The 14,903-nt window shown below is 41.0% G+C and carries 13 protein-coding genes; 4 read left to right on the plus strand and 9 right to left on the minus strand.

Translation table 11 applies throughout. The features are described 5' to 3' along the window. The first annotated feature begins 190 nt into the window (after positions 1-190). Entirely contained in the window at positions 191-2,089 is a 1,899-nt protein-coding gene (gene dnaK, locus BDD43_RS01640) for a molecular chaperone DnaK (protein ID WP_121195953.1), read from the plus strand. Positions 2,090-2,149: 60 nt separating this feature from the next. On the opposite strand, the gene BDD43_RS01645 is transcribed toward dnaK, so the two are convergent. The 5 genes from BDD43_RS01645 to BDD43_RS01665 all read right to left on the minus strand — a co-directional run bounded on the left by BDD43_RS01645 (position 2,150) and on the right by BDD43_RS01665 (position 8,533). Continuing rightward, entirely contained in the window at positions 2,150-2,701 is a 552-nt protein-coding gene (locus BDD43_RS01645; RefSeq protein ID WP_121195955.1) for a hypothetical protein, read from the minus strand. 93 nt (positions 2,702-2,794) lie between these two features. After that, positions 2,795-3,496 carry a TMEM175 family protein gene (locus tag BDD43_RS01650; RefSeq protein WP_121195957.1) on the minus strand — a complete coding sequence of 234 codons (702 nt, stop codon included), beginning with the start codon at positions 3,494-3,496 and terminating at the stop codon, positions 2,795-2,797. A gap of 448 nt (positions 3,497-3,944) precedes the next feature. Beyond that, positions 3,945-6,260, minus strand: a complete 2,316-nt coding sequence (locus tag BDD43_RS01655; protein WP_121195958.1) for a glycoside hydrolase family 31 protein — start codon at positions 6,258-6,260, stop codon at positions 3,945-3,947. A gap of 189 nt (positions 6,261-6,449) precedes the next feature. Further along, the gene (locus BDD43_RS01660; RefSeq protein ID WP_121195959.1) at positions 6,450-7,349 is read right to left on the minus strand and encodes a nucleotidyltransferase family protein; all 900 of its coding nucleotides are present in this window, start codon (positions 7,347-7,349) and stop codon (positions 6,450-6,452) included. A 68-nt stretch (positions 7,350-7,417) separates the two neighbouring features. Next, positions 7,418-8,533, minus strand: a complete 1,116-nt coding sequence (locus tag BDD43_RS01665) for a M42 family metallopeptidase (protein ID WP_121195961.1) — start codon at positions 8,531-8,533, stop codon at positions 7,418-7,420. 263 nt (positions 8,534-8,796) lie between these two features. On the opposite strand from BDD43_RS01665, the gene BDD43_RS01670 reads away from it, so the two are divergent. Next, the gene (locus tag BDD43_RS01670; RefSeq protein WP_121195962.1) at positions 8,797-9,714 is read left to right on the plus strand and encodes a DUF6340 family protein; all 918 of its coding nucleotides are present in this window, start codon (positions 8,797-8,799) and stop codon (positions 9,712-9,714) included. Here BDD43_RS01670 and BDD43_RS01675 read toward each other — a convergent pair. The 3 genes from BDD43_RS01675 to BDD43_RS01685 are packed head-to-tail and all read right to left on the minus strand — an operon-like array spanning position 9,707 to position 12,228. Then, positions 9,707-10,117: a GNAT family N-acetyltransferase gene (locus tag BDD43_RS01675; RefSeq protein ID WP_121195964.1), complete on the minus strand. Its 411-nt coding sequence runs from the start codon at positions 10,115-10,117 to the stop codon at positions 9,707-9,709. The genes BDD43_RS01670 and BDD43_RS01675 overlap by 8 nt on opposite strands. A gap of 43 nt (positions 10,118-10,160) precedes the next feature. Continuing rightward, the gene (locus tag BDD43_RS01680; protein ID WP_121195968.1) at positions 10,161-10,640 is read right to left on the minus strand and encodes a hypothetical protein; all 480 of its coding nucleotides are present in this window, start codon (positions 10,638-10,640) and stop codon (positions 10,161-10,163) included. A gap of 46 nt (positions 10,641-10,686) precedes the next feature. Then, positions 10,687-12,228, minus strand: a complete 1,542-nt coding sequence (locus BDD43_RS01685; protein ID WP_121195969.1) for an acyl-CoA carboxylase subunit beta — start codon at positions 12,226-12,228, stop codon at positions 10,687-10,689. Positions 12,229-12,398: 170 nt separating this feature from the next. Here BDD43_RS01685 and BDD43_RS01690 point away from each other — a divergent pair, with 170 nt between their 5' ends. After that, positions 12,399-13,142, plus strand: a complete 744-nt coding sequence (locus BDD43_RS01690) for a YoaK family protein (protein WP_121195971.1) — start codon at positions 12,399-12,401, stop codon at positions 13,140-13,142. 23 nt (positions 13,143-13,165) lie between these two features. After that, complete coding sequence (locus tag BDD43_RS01695; protein WP_121195973.1) at positions 13,166-13,825, plus strand: carbonic anhydrase; 660 nt, start codon at positions 13,166-13,168, stop codon at positions 13,823-13,825. A 276-nt stretch (positions 13,826-14,101) separates the two neighbouring features. Here BDD43_RS01695 and BDD43_RS01700 read toward each other — a convergent pair whose 3' ends face one another. After that, a complete protein-coding gene (locus BDD43_RS01700) occupies positions 14,102-14,536 on the minus strand; it encodes a hypothetical protein (protein WP_121195974.1) in 435 nt (144 codons plus the stop codon). Between the last annotated feature and the right edge of the window lie 367 nt (positions 14,537-14,903).

Consider the following 14,903-nt stretch of genomic DNA (forward strand, 5'->3'; position numbering starts at 1 on the left):
CAAGCGTATTTCCTTTCTCCTTTTACCTTTCAGCTTTCGCCTCATTTTCTGCCAACCTGTCACCACTAATATCCCTAATCTGACGTGATTTAATTATTCTGATTATTATCTGTCTGCCAAAGCTGTATTGGCACAACCCTTGTTAATATGGCTTTAGTAAAACAATAATCAATATAGTAAAATCAATCATATGTCTAAAATCATTGGAATCGACTTAGGAACAACAAACTCCTGCGTATCTGTAATGGAAGGTAATGAGCCTGTAGTTATAGCTAACAGTGAGGGGAAACGTACAACGCCTTCGGTAGTTGCATTTGTTGACAACGGCGAGCGTAAAGTTGGTGATCCGGCTAAACGCCAGGCCATCACTAACCCAACAAAAACGATCTCTTCTATCAAACGTTTTATGGGTAACCAGTTTAACGAGGTAACAAAAGAAGCTGAGCGTGTACCTTACAAAGTAGTAAAGGGCGACAACAACACACCACGTGTTGAAATTGACGACCGCAAATATACCCCGCAAGAAATTTCGGCCATGATTCTTCAAAAAATGAAGAAAACTGCTGAAGACTTTTTGGGACAAGAAGTAACCGACGCTGTTATTACCGTGCCTGCTTATTTTAACGATGCACAACGCCAGGCAACTAAAGAAGCCGGTGAAATTGCTGGTTTAAATGTACGCCGTATTATTAACGAGCCTACTGCTGCTGCCCTTGCCTACGGTTTGGACAAAGCACACAAAGACATGAAAATTGTTGTGTTTGACTGCGGTGGTGGTACTCACGACGTTTCGGTTTTGGAATTAGGTGATGGCGTTTTTGAAGTAAAAGCAACCGACGGTGATACGCACTTAGGTGGTGACGACTTTGACCAGGTTATTATTGACTATTTGGCCGACGAATTTAAAAATGACGAAGGTTTTGATTTACGTCGTGACCCAATGTCGTTACAACGTTTAAAGGAAGCTGCCGAAAAAGCTAAGGTTGAACTTTCGAGCACAACTACTACCGAAATTAACCTGCCTTACATTACCGCTGTTGACGGTATGCCAAAGCACTTAGTTAAAACATTAACCCGTGCTAAATTTGAGCAACTGGCCGATAGCTTAATTAAACGTACCATTGAGCCTTGCCAAAAAGCATTGAAAAATGCAGGTTTAAGCGTAGGCGATATTGACGAGATTATTTTGGTAGGTGGTTCAACCCGTATCCCTGCTATACAAGATGCTGTTCAAAAATTCTTTGGTAAAGCACCATCAAAAGGTGTTAACCCTGATGAAGTTGTTGCTATAGGCGCTGCCATTCAAGGTGGTGTGTTATCGGGCGATGTTAAGGATGTGTTGTTGTTAGATGTTACCCCGCTTTCGTTAGGTATTGAAACTATGGGTGGCGTAATGACACGTTTGATTGAATCGAACACAACCATTCCATCTAAAAAATCGGAAACTTTTTCTACCGCATCTGATAGCCAGCCATCTGTAGAGATACATATTTTGCAAGGCGAGCGCCCAATGGCTGCTCAAAACCGCACTATTGGCAGGTTCCACTTAGATGGTATACCACCAGCACCACGCGGTGTGCCTCAAATTGAAGTAACTTTTGATATTGATGCAAACGGTATACTACATGTAGGCGCTAAAGATAAAGCTACCGGTAAAGAGCAAAAAATCCGTATCGAAGCTTCTTCCGGCTTAACTGATGCCGAGATTAAACAGATGAAGGACGAAGCTGAAGCTAACGCTGATGCTGACAAAAAGGCAAAAGAAGAAGTTGAAAAACTTAACGGTGCCGATGCCCTGATTTTCTCGACAGAAAAACAACTGAAAGAGTACGGTGATAAAATACCTGCTGATAAAAAAGCACCGATTGAAAGCGGTTTAGAAAAATTGAAAGCTGCTTACGCTGCTAAAGATTTAGCTACCATTGATACTGTACAAGCCGAATTGCAAAATGCATGGAACGCTGCATCAGAAGATATGTATAAAACTGCAGGCGATGGTGCACAACCAGGTGCAGAACAACCACAAGGTGCCCCGCAAGGCGCAGCCGGTGATGCTGTAACTGATGTTGACTTTGAAGAAGTGAAATAAGTTTAAAAGCTGATATAAACAAAAAACTCCCGAAAATTCGGGAGTTTTTTTGTTTATATCCTACAGTAACTCTATCCGTTTTACTAAAGTTTTGTAATTGAAACAATCAAACTCATTGATATTACCGCTTGGGAAATAGGCAATAGTATACAGGTTTTGGGCGTTGGATGACGACATATACGATTTTGTGATCTTTTCGATATTGCCATTAGTGTTATATACCACCCGGTACTCCGAAGGAAGGAAATTGCAAACCATACATGCTGTTGTGCCAAAGGCGGTTACCCGCGAAAGGCTATCGTAAACAGTATACGTGGAATAATGAAATTTCTTGTCATCCCGCTCTCCTACACTAACAACTACTTTTTGGCTTTTATATATGGGGTTTCTCAAACTATCAGGCAGCCACGGTTTTGGGTAGTTGTAATGCTTTGCAAAATAAGTTAAGTCTAACTTATTATAACTTTCCTTTACAGTATCCATTTGTATTGTTATACTGCCATTTGGCTGGAAGGTTGTAACCTTAAATATCTTCACAATGGCGGTATGTTTTTGAGCAAACGCGGATAAGCAGGCTATTGTTAATAAAAAAGCAGTAGAGATTGTCTTCATAACAATTATTCGGGTTAATAATCAGAATGTTAAGTTAAGCCATTTATTTATAATCAAAACAAGTGCTCTTGATGCTTTAACAAATTTTAACCTTTAATGCTTGTGTTTAGTATGCGGCTGTTTAACGGGAGCAGTGTTGCCGTATTTACGGGTATTATACTTTTTGATAAAATAAAACATTGGCCATAAACCCATATAAATTATAGGGCTTGTAAAGTGAGGCAGTGGTGTTAGCAGTATGGCGCAAAAAAAGTATATGGGTATAGCAACGGCCCTTGACTTGAACAAGTGGCTGTACATTGGCGACGGCTGATGCTTAACCAGGCTATTTTTAGGGTTAAATACATAACGCATCATCCAATAGTTGGCTATGCCAGTGAAAATAATATTGATGTTGTAAAAAATAAATGGGACATTATAACCCACGTTTTCGCTATAATAGGCCGACGAAAAAGGCATTAATACAATAGTAAAAAGGAACAAGATATTTATCCAGATGAGCCTCTCGGAATAGTTGTTCACAAAGCCAAAAATTCGGTGGTGGCTGCGCCAGTAAACGGCTATTACAAAAAAGCTGATGATAAAGCTGGAAAACTTTGGTATAAGTACTACCAACTGTTGCAGCATATCGGCAGTAGTGGTATGGCTGTGGTCAACCTCGGGAGCCTTTACCTCAATAATTAACAGGGTTATCGCGATAGCAAAAACGGCATCGCTAAACAAAATAATCCGGTCGATCTGGAAATCTTTACGTTCCGGATCATGCTGTTCCAAAAAATGCTCCTTTTGTATCATCGCTAATTAATGCCAAAAGATAGCATTTTGATTTCAGATTTGGGAATTGTGATTTGTTTTTTTTGAAATTCGTCTGGAACCGGAATTACCGGAATGTGAGAATATGAGATTCGACAAGTTTTAAAAGTTGTCGAATCTTTGTCCTTTTGTTAATATAGGCTATTTTTTTATATTGTATAGAAGCGAGTGGAGCAGTAAAAATGAGAAATTAACTTAAAATATCTTACAATATCCCCCCCCGATCAATTTTGAATGATTGACTGAGTGAGGGATTGAATAGGAATAAAGGTTGGTATTTTAATATTTTTAAATCTTACTTTATCCCCCCCCTTATAAATTTTGAATGATTGATTGAGGGATTGCGAAACGTGAGATTCGACAACTTTTTAAAAGTTGTCGAATCTTTCTCATTTAAATCTTACTTTATCCCCCCCTGCTCGATTGGATTTTAGTATGTGATGCTTATGTTACCCTCGGTGTTATCAAACAGAAATGATGTTGTTTTGGATGTGCCGGTATGATATTTTTTAACGTCGGCATTGATAGTTAACGAATTTACTTTATCGAAACCATGTAATACCAGGTTAAACTGCGTAAATTTTGATTTGAATGTTCCTTCGGGTATATCAAGAACGATCTGTTTTTTGGCAGGATAAAACCTTATTTGGCGTTTGTAATATTGGCCTTGCTGGTAGTTGTAGGTTAAGCCATCGTCTTCGTAATATATAAACTCGTTAGCCTCAGTACCATTCCAGATGTGGAGTTGAAGGGTACCATCGCCTTTTTCGGCTGTGCTTTGTATGGTTGTTTGCATTGGGATAATGGCCGATGCTTTGATAAATACAGGCAGATCTGTTAGCGGTGCAGGTACATTTGCAACCTGCTTCCCGGTAAATTTCATGCCGCTGCTTAAACGGTACCATTCGCCTTGAGGTAAATAAACATCGGCAGTTTTTTCGGTGCTGATAACCGGGCAAACCAACATTGAGTTACCGAATAGGAATTGGTTTTGATATTTGGGATGATAGATGTTATCGTCGAACGGGTAGTCAATGGCTAAAGTCCTGCTCAGAGGCATACCTGTTTGGCTGGCCTGGTAAAAGCCCGAATAAATGTAAGGCAACAGGCGATAACGCAGTTCAATGTCCTTTTTAATTATGGCTTCGTTTTTAGCACCCCAGCGCCAGGGCTCGCGGTGGGCGGTATCTATACGCGCGTGGTTACGAAACATTGGCGTATAAACCCCTAACGAGTTCCAGCGTACCATTAACTGGGGCGTTGGGTCGCCGGTAAAGCCGCCAATATCTACACCTATCAAGGCCATGCCGGTTAGCCCCAAGCTGTTAACCAATCGCTGGCCCAAAAGCATGTGCGCATCGTATGCCGAGTTATCGCCCGTCCACACGCTCGAGTAGCGTTGTGTGCCGCAATATGCCGCCCGGGTTAATACAAAGGGCCGTTTGCCATTCAATATCTTTTTGGTGCCATCGAAGGTGGCACGTGCCATTTCCATACCGTAGGCATTGCGTACCTGTGGCATGGGTTTATCGCCAAACTGCATTAGCGAGGGTATGTTTTGTCCCCAGGCGGCGGGCTCATTCATGTCGTTCCAAAAGCCGTCGACCCCGGCATCGGTTAAGGCAGTAAACGCCGCACCCCACCATTCGCGCACATCCTGCCTAAAAAAATCGGGAAAGTGGCAGCGGCCCGGCCATACTTCGCCTATAAATTTATCGCCGTTTGGGTATGTGGCAAAGTAATCGTTCTTAACGCCTTCGTCGTATTGCTTATATCCTTCCTCAACCTTAATGCCGGGGTCAACAATGGTAACCAGGTGCATATCCATTGCCTTCAGCTTATCCATCATTAGCTTTGGTTTTGCGAAGGTTTTGGGGTTCCAGGTAAATATTTTGTAGTTGTCCATATAGTCAATGTCGCAATACATCACATCTATGGGTATCTGTTTTTTGCGGAAGGTTTGGGCTATATCAAGCACTTCATTGGCACTCATATAGCTCCATCGGCATTGCTGGTAGCCAAGGCTCCACAATGGCGGCATTTCCATACGGCCTGTTAGCCAGGTATAATCGGCCAATATTTGGGCCACGGTTTGGGCACCAAAAAAGTAACAGTTCATGTCGCCGCCATCGGCACCAAACCAACTCATTTCATTATCGGTAGTGGCGCCAAAATCGAAATAGCTTTTATGGGTATTATCCATAAACAAGCCGTACATCAAACCGCTATGCAAGCCAATAAAAAAAGGGAAAGTTTTATAAAGCGGATCGGTATCGATGCCATGTTCGGCAGCATCGGTGTTCCAGTTTACGTATGACGAACCACGGCGATCCAGATTGCCCGTTTTTTCGCCCAGCCCAATAAACTTTTCATCGGGGAATAACTTACGGTAAGTGATAACTTTTTCGTCCTGCCAGGTTGTACCAAAGCGGGAATCATCGGCACTCAATAATTTGTCATCGGCAGTATAAAGGCTAAAACGCAAGGGCGATTTGTTGATGTGCAGTTTAAGTGCCGGTGTGTTTACAACAATACTATCATTAAGTTCGTGATATTGTATGCTAACCGATGGCGGTTGAATAACGGCAAAAGATTCATCGTCCGCAGATGCGCTTTTTGTAATATTTACGCGGATAATGGTTGGGCTGTAAACGTACACATGCGCCTCGGCTTCGGCAGTTTTAATAACCAGTTTACCATTTTGCGGCGCAATGCTTTGGATATCGCCTAAAAATTCTGTCTGCATATTAATGCAACAGCAAAAAGGTTTTAATGGTTTAAATTAAGATGAGATAAACGTCCGCTCGATTCTTGGAGGAAGTGTTGGCAGGATTAGAGCAACTGTACTCAAAATAACTAAGTAGATTTATACCTAATCCAATTAACAAACAAATCCCGCTCAAGGCGGGATCTGCACTATATTTTCAGCAAAAGCTTATGCCCACAAATTAGGTGGATAAGTTCCGTTTTCTACCAGTTTAGAAATGCTTTCCTGAACGATGGGCTTATCTTCTTTATAAGTAACACCAAACCATTTAGCGGCAGTTGGCACCACTTTAAACGATGCAATGCCGGTTTTAATCAATTCGTCGGCAACAAGCGGGATAAAAAATTCGGCCTTAGGGTTAGTTTCGTTAGCATCAACAAAGCGTTTAAACATATCTAAACTTTGCTCAAAAACAGCCGGGGTAAAGCCCCAAAAGTTCATAGATACGCGGGTATCATTTGGCAAAGGGTGTTCGCCGGTAGCATCTTTGTAGGCAACTTTATCGCCATCAACAAAGTAAACTTCGGTACGTTCGTTAATTTCAACCATGTTGCCATCTTCAACCTTACAAACACCGCGCGATACCGAACCATAGTCCGACAAAGTTTTGTCTATCTGGTAACCTATCAGCGAGTATTTATCATCGGCAACTTCGGTAGTTAAAAACTTGGCCATTTTTTCAAAGGCATCAAAACCATAAAAATCGTCGGCGTTAATTACGCAAAAAGGCTCTTTAACGGCATGGCGTGCAGCTAAAACAGCGTGGGCAGTTCCCCATGGTTTAGCACGTTCAACAGTTTTATCAATACCGTATTGTTGCAGGTCAAAATTTTGAAACACGTAATCGGTTTCAATTTTACCTGCAAGTTTAGGTTCAAAAATACCTTTAAAATTATCCAGAAATTCTTCACGGATAATAAAGGTTACTTTGCCAAAACCAGCTTTAATGGCATCATAAATAGAGTAATCAATAATGGTTTCGCCGTTGGGGCCAAAGCCGTCAACCTGTTTCATACTGCCATAACGGCTGGCCATACCTGCGGCCAAAATTAATAGAGTTGGTTTCATATTGCTAAAATAATTATATTTTAAAAGTTTTGGTTGTACAGGCTATAGTATTAATAATACAGGCAAAATTACAATTTAATATACCTAAAATCGTGTCCGGCTTCAATATTAAGCAAGGTTTCATAAATAAGGCTAATTACGTTATCTACATCCTCTTTATGTATCATTTCTACCGTGGTGTGCATATAGCGCAGCGGCAACGATATTAATACCGACGGTACGCCGCCGTTTGAATATGCAAAGGCGTCGGTATCTGTACCCGTAGAGCGCGACGAAGCCTGGCGCTGAAATGGTATCCCGGCCTTTTGTGCCGTTTCTATCAACAACTTGTTAAGGTTGTTTTGAATAGCAGGCGCGTATGACACTACAGGCCCACGCCCACAAGCCAAATCGCCCTGGGTTATTTTGTTAATCATTGGCGTTTGGGTATCATGCGTAACATCGGTAATAATAGCCACATCGGGTTTAATGTAATCGGCTATCATCTCGGCACCGCGCAAGCCAATCTCTTCCTGTACAGCGTTTACTATGTAAAGGCCAAAATTTAGCTCCTTTTTGTTTTCGGTAAGCAAACGCGCTACCTCGGCTATCATAAAGCCGCCTACGCGGTTATCAAGGGCGCGGCCAACATAATACCTATCGTTTAAAACCATAAACTCATCCTCATAGGTAATTACACAACCAACGTGTATACCCAGTTTTTCAACCTCGTCTTTACTGGTACAACCACAGTCTAAAAAAATGTTTTTAAGCGTGGGTGCTTCTTCTTTTTCGCCGCTACGGGTGTGGATAGCCGGCCAACCGAAAATAGCTTTAACTATGCCATTATCTGTGTGGATGTTTACACGTTTTGAGGGCGCAATTTGATGATCTGACCCGCCGTTGCGGATCACATAGATCAAACCATCGCTGGTAATGTAATTTACAAACCACGAAATTTCGTCGGCATGGGCCTCAATAACCACACGATATTTAGCTTGAGGGTTGATGATAGCTACTGCGGTACCGTAATTATCAATGTAGGTTTCGTGGATGTAAGGCTTAATATAATCCAGCCAAAGTTGTTGGCCTTTCCACTCAAAGCCGGTTGGCGAAGGGTTGTTGATGTATTGCTCTAAAAAAGTTAGTGATTGATTTGTAACAACAGGGATATGTGTTTTTGTTTCCGATTTATTTTCAGCCATGATTATTCAATTGTTATATGGGCCCTAAAAGCCCGAAGCAAATATAGTAAACCAAGTTACAAAGCCATAAGTTTCTGGCTAATTGGCATTAAATGTGTTAAAAAGCACTACGTGATTTATTAATGTTTTAACACTCAATTTACATTACCCTGCTTACTTTGCATTGTGATTTTTGATTCATAATTCGAGTTTGTTAGTTGAGTACAACAGTCAGCATGTGAGTAGTGCTGACTGTTTTTTAAATCGCTGTCCTTGATATAAAAATGAAAAAGCTTTGGCAGTTTGCCTTAATCATTGTATTTCTCTCTTCGTGTTCAACACCGTCTTATGTTGATCTATACATTACCCATTTGCCTAAGTTTACCTTTAAAAACTCTCCGGCTAAAGTATTGGTAATCAACCTATACGATGCAAGCCAAACAGGTATCAAAAACACAAAAAAACTAAACGTACTGCGAAATGCGGCTTACGCATCGTTAAATTGTGTTGTAGACAGGTTAAAGCAATTTTCTCAGGTTGAAATAATCAACTTAACCGAACCAAATAACATAACCGCCGATAGCATACCCATGCTATTAAACAAGCATCATGCACAATATATTTTAGCACTCAACTATTTAACAGCCAATTTTGAACTGGACAAAATAGATGATTATGGTAAAGACAAGCTAAAAAACGCTCAATACAATATTAATACTGCTGTTGACTATACTTTTTTTAATAACGAGGGCGGCGTTATCAGCAAATTAAGCGGTTCATCAAGCCATCACGAGGCCGATATGTTGGTAACCAATACTTTTGCGGCGGTTGCCTTTGGCCCAAGTATAAAAAACAACAGCATAGCTGTTGATAATTCGGCCATTGATGCTACAGGCAACATGTTACAATACTTTTCGCAATATACATCTATCATACAGAGGCCCTTGTATAAAAACGACGAGCTGGAAAACGCGGTGCTTGCAATACAGGCCAGGTATTTTGAACGGGCCGACAGTATTTTAAAGCCGATGATTAATGATAAAAATACCAGGCTGGCAAGCAAAGCAGCCTACAACCTATCGGTAGTTTACGAGGCTATGGGCAATACAGCCGCTGCGCGCGATATGGCTACCTTATCGTTAAATAGAAATGATAACTGGTATGCACGTGCTGAACTGAATGCCCTGGATGTTACTAATTAAGCATCAGTTCCATTATCTCGTAATCAAAGCCATTTTTGGAGAATGTTTCGCCGGTTTGCTTAAAGCCCGATTTTAAATAAAACCCAATAGCCGGCAAACGTGCGTTGCACCATAACCTTTGCGCACCCTCGGCTTTGGCAAAAGCTATCACATAATTCAACAAAGCCTTCCCCATCCCCCGCCCTTGTACCGAAGGATGCACAGCAAATTTGCGAAACTGAAAATCCGATCCTTTAGAGAAAAGGGACACCACGGCCACTAATTCGCTTTCGGTAAACGCTCCAAAATGATAGCCATCATCGTCTTCATCCATCCACATTTTATAAATGGGAATATCGGGATACAAAACCTCATGGCGCAGTCGCCACGTTAGCTGGGGAGTTATTTGTTCGATATGAAGCATTTTTAAATTCAAAAGTTAAAAATCAAAATTAAAAAGGACTTGACTATGAATATTCTTTTTGACTTTTTATGGTATACTTATTAAACAATATGAAAGGTAAGTAGGCAAAAACAAGAGCTATAATAAATATATTGTCGATGCTAATATCACGATAATCAAACCTCATTGGCCCACCATTACATAGATCACACATCATTAACACCCCCACACTTTCAATATTGCTAAACTCAACTATAGCCATACAAAATGCAAATACCGAAGCAATAAGCCTAATCAAAACAATCACATTTAAAGGCCGTCGAATTTTGGAAGCTACCAAACTGCAAAACAACCCAAAAGAAAATACGAAAGAATAAGTTGGAAAATAAAATTCTCCGTTTTCGATAAAACGAAGTTTACCGTTAGAAAAATAAGTGTAAAGACTTCTTACAAAAATGAAATAACTATTTTCAAACAGAAATGCTACAACACATCCTATTGCAAATATCAAGACAAAAATAATATAACGCCGCCTACCGTTCATTCAATCTACTAATTCAAAATACTTTTGATTTTTAACTTTTGAATTATCACAACGGCATATTACCATGCTTTTTCCTCGGCAAATTCACCACTTTGTTTTCCAGCATTTTAAAAGCCTTTATTAGTTTAATACGGGTATCAGCTGGTTCAATTACCTCGTCAATAAAGCCACGTTCGGCGGCGCGGTAGGGGTTGGCAAACGTGTCCGAGTATAGTTGTTCCATCTCTTTCCATTTGGCTTCAGGGTCTGGTGCGGTACTTATTTCGCGCTTAAATATAATCTCTGCTGCGCCTTTGGCACCCATAACGGCAATCTCGGCGCTGGGCCAGGCAAAGTTCATATCGGCACCAATATGTTTGGAGTTCATTACATCATAAGCGCCGCCATAAGCCTTGCGGGTAATAACGGTAATGCGCGGCACGGTGGCTTCGCAAAAGGCATATAGTAATTTAGCGCCGTTAGTGATAATGCCTTTCCACTCCTGGTCGGTACCGGGTAAAAAGCCGGGCACATCCTCAAAAACCAGCAGCGGTATATTAAAGCTATCGCAAAAGCGGATAAACCTTGCACCCTTAACAGACGAATTAATATCAAGCACACCCGCCAAAAACGCGGGCTGATTGGCCACAATACCAATGCTCCTGCCAGCTAAACGGGCAAAGCCTACAACAATGTTTTCGGCAAAATCTTTATGTACCTCTAAAAACGATCCTTCGTCAATCACCTCCTCCAAAACCTCGCGCATATCATAAGGTTGCGCTATATTTTGCGGCAGCAGGCTGGCCAATTTGGGGCGCAACTCATCGCCTGCATCATAAGGCAGCATCGGTGCAGTTTGCTCACAATTTTGAGGCATATAACTCAGCAATTGCTTAACATGGTTAATGGCCTCTATCTCGTTTGCGCAGGCAAAATGCGTTACGCCCGATTTGCTGGCATGTGTGTTTGCGCCACCCAACTCTTCGGATGTTACTATCTCGTGCGTTACGGTTTTAACCACATTGGGGCCGGTAACAAACATGTACGATGTGTTTTCAACCATCAATATAAAATCGGTTATAGCCGGCGAATAAACCGCGCCACCCGCACATGGGCCCATAATGGCCGAAAGCTGCGGCACCACGCCAGATGCCATGGTGTTGCGGTAAAATATATCGGCATAACCACCCAGCGATACTACGCCCTCCTGAATGCGCGCACCGCCCGAATCGTTAAGGCCAATAACAGGTGCGCCGTTTTTCATGGCCAGGTCCATTATCTTGCATATCTTTTCGGCGTGGGTTTCTGATAGCGAACCGCCAAAAACGGTAAAATCCTGCGAAAAAACATAAACCAGGCGTCCGTTTACATTACCATATCCGGTAACAACACCATCGCCCGGATATTTCTCTTTCTCCATCCCAAAATCGGTTGATCGGTGCGACACCAACATTCCTATTTCTTCAAAAGATCCCTCATCCAATAAAAAGTGCAAACGCTCGCGTGCCGTTAGCTTCCCTTTTTTATGCTGACTATCAATGCGCGCCTGGCCGCCGCCTAACTGCGCCTGTTCTTTCTTTTTCCGTAGGGTATCCAGTTTTTTATCCACTTCTCTTAGTTTATTAAATGTTAGTGGTTAAAAATATGAATTATCTTTGAGTGTTGGTTTGCCACTTAGCTCAAAGTATTAACCTAAGTGGTTACATGCCATTAAACAACAACTTAAATTGTTAAACTTTTATTTTTAACTTAGAACAGTAAGCCAACCCTCCCCCATCAATGTTACGACAGGTTAAAGATAAGCGCTCCCTAAAATCAAACCTCATGCTGGCCTCGTCAACAGCTTTTGTTGCGGGTATTACCAATGTGTGCGGGGCAATAGCCTTTTTAGCCTATACCACAAATATTACGGGCCACGTTGCTTTACTTGCCCGGCAGGTAAGCGATCAGGATATCAACGAGTTTGTCACCGTTTTCATTTGGTTGCTTATGTTTTTTGCAGGTACTTTTGTGTCGCACTTCCTGGTTCGTTCGTTCGAGCGCACCAACCGCTATAAGGCCCACGCCTTCCCTATTTTAATGGAAATGTTTACCCTTTTACTGGTAGCAGTTTACGGCAATCATTTTTTTAACGGTGCCGATATAGAGCGCAAGTTTATCATCGGCGCAGTGCTATTTTCAATGGGTTTACAAAATAGCCTTGTTTCTACCATATCCGGCGGGCTCATTAAATCGTCGCACTTAACAGGTTTGTTTACCGATGTAGGTGCCGATATGGCCGAACTGCTGCACCCGCATACGGCTAAAACCCATGTATTAAAAAACCGCATATACGTGCGCCTAACGGTATTGGCATTTTATTTTGCAGGTGCCATTGCGGGCGCATTTCTTTTCGAAATGTACAATTTTACCGTATTTTACTTTATCCCGCTCATTTTGCTCACCATTTTGCTTTATGACATTTGGGATTTTGCTTTTTATAAATTGAGCCGCAAATTTACTACCGCTACAAAAACAGAATAATCTGCCTTAAAATACCATAAACTATGAGCACTACCGAAATAAACGACACCAGCCATATCACCTACGAAATGCTATTGGAGGGTAATAAAACATTTGTAGCCAATACACTCAAGCTTGATCCTACTTATTTTGACAAACTAGCCAACGGACAAAAACCTCCTGTACTGTGGATTGGTTGTGCCGATAGCCGCGTACCGGCAAACCAAATAACCAATACTAAGCCCGGCGAAATATTTGTGCACCGTAACATTGCCAACGTAGTGGTACACTCGGATATGAACATGCTATCGGTACTTGATTATGCCGTTAACATCCTCGAAGTAAAACACGTTATAGTTTGCGGCCACTACGGTTGTGGGGGCGTTATTGCGGCCCTGGGCAACGACCAAAACGGCTTAGTAGATAACTGGCTGCGCCACATTAAAGACGTTTACCGCCTGTATGCCGCCGAACTTGATGCCATAACAGACAACCAGCAAAAAGCCGACCGCCTTGTTGAACTAAACGTTATCGAAAACGTAAACAACCTAACCGCAACATCAATAGTACAAAACGCCTGGAAAAACGGTAAAAACCTAAGCGTACACGGCTGGGTTTACACCCTAAGCACCGGCTACATTAACGATTTAAACGTAAGCTTTAACAGTAACCAAAACATAGATAAAGTTTTCAAATTTAAGTAAACCCAAATTAAAATTGATAAACACCTCAATACCATCACTAATTGAGTTTATAAATTCTATTAATCCTCAAATTCTATAAATTCTGATTCAGACAAGGGGGGGGGGGGGGGATAAAGTAAGATTTAAATTTGTGCTTTATCGAATTATTGGCTTTTACACAGTTCAACTCATCAGTCGCCAAATATACTTTTATTCCACACTCAATCCCTCAATCATTCAATATTTCACATTCAATCCCTCAATCATTCAAAATTCCACATTCAATCCCTCAATCATTCAAAATTGACGAAGGGGGGATATTGTAACATTTTCTGTGTTGATTAAGCAGGCTGTAGAGCCGTCTATCGCTATAAGCCTAAATCCATTCCACCGCTTAATATGATCGGCATAATTCCTGTAAAAACTTTCCACTAATATCTCGTTAAGGCAAGCAAAAAACAGGTCTTTGATTTTCATTCGCTGCTGGCAAAAAGCTGATTTGGTGACTTTACTTTCTTCACTGTTTATCAAACGATAAAATTCAGCGATTTCGATGCTGTAACTTTTTCGGAAAAAATTGATTAGCATTAATACCAGTCGTTCAAAACCAAGTTTGCGATTTCGTGAAAAGTCATTCTTTGATACGGTGAAAAGTTCTTTTAAATCGGGTTCTGTAGCCGACAATCTAATAAAGTTTTTTAAATCTGAAATGATCTCTGAATTTGCATTCATACCACAGTTTTTAGTTTTCGAAGAATAACTTTAAATATATCAGACATTCAGAGTTGTTTCAGTATTGGCTCAAACTATGTACAAAAAGGAGCAAATAAAGCAATTAAAAAACTGACGGGATTATTGTCATATGTAAATTAAAACTTAACTTAGCAGATGGATGAACTGCCACAGTTTTTAATATGATAAGGGAAATAGCTATTAATAGTGAAACTTTTACCCTTATGTTTAATAACTAATTGCAGCGAAGGTATTCTGTCTATAATTGTTTAATGATAATTCTCAGATTACCATTTTGACGTTTTATAATGGAATTCTACTAAGATTCTATAAAAATTCAGAACCTAATTAATGAAGGCCTTCGTCA

Source organism: Mucilaginibacter gracilis (assembly GCF_003633615.1).
Taxonomy (GTDB): domain Bacteria; phylum Bacteroidota; class Bacteroidia; order Sphingobacteriales; family Sphingobacteriaceae; genus Mucilaginibacter; species Mucilaginibacter gracilis.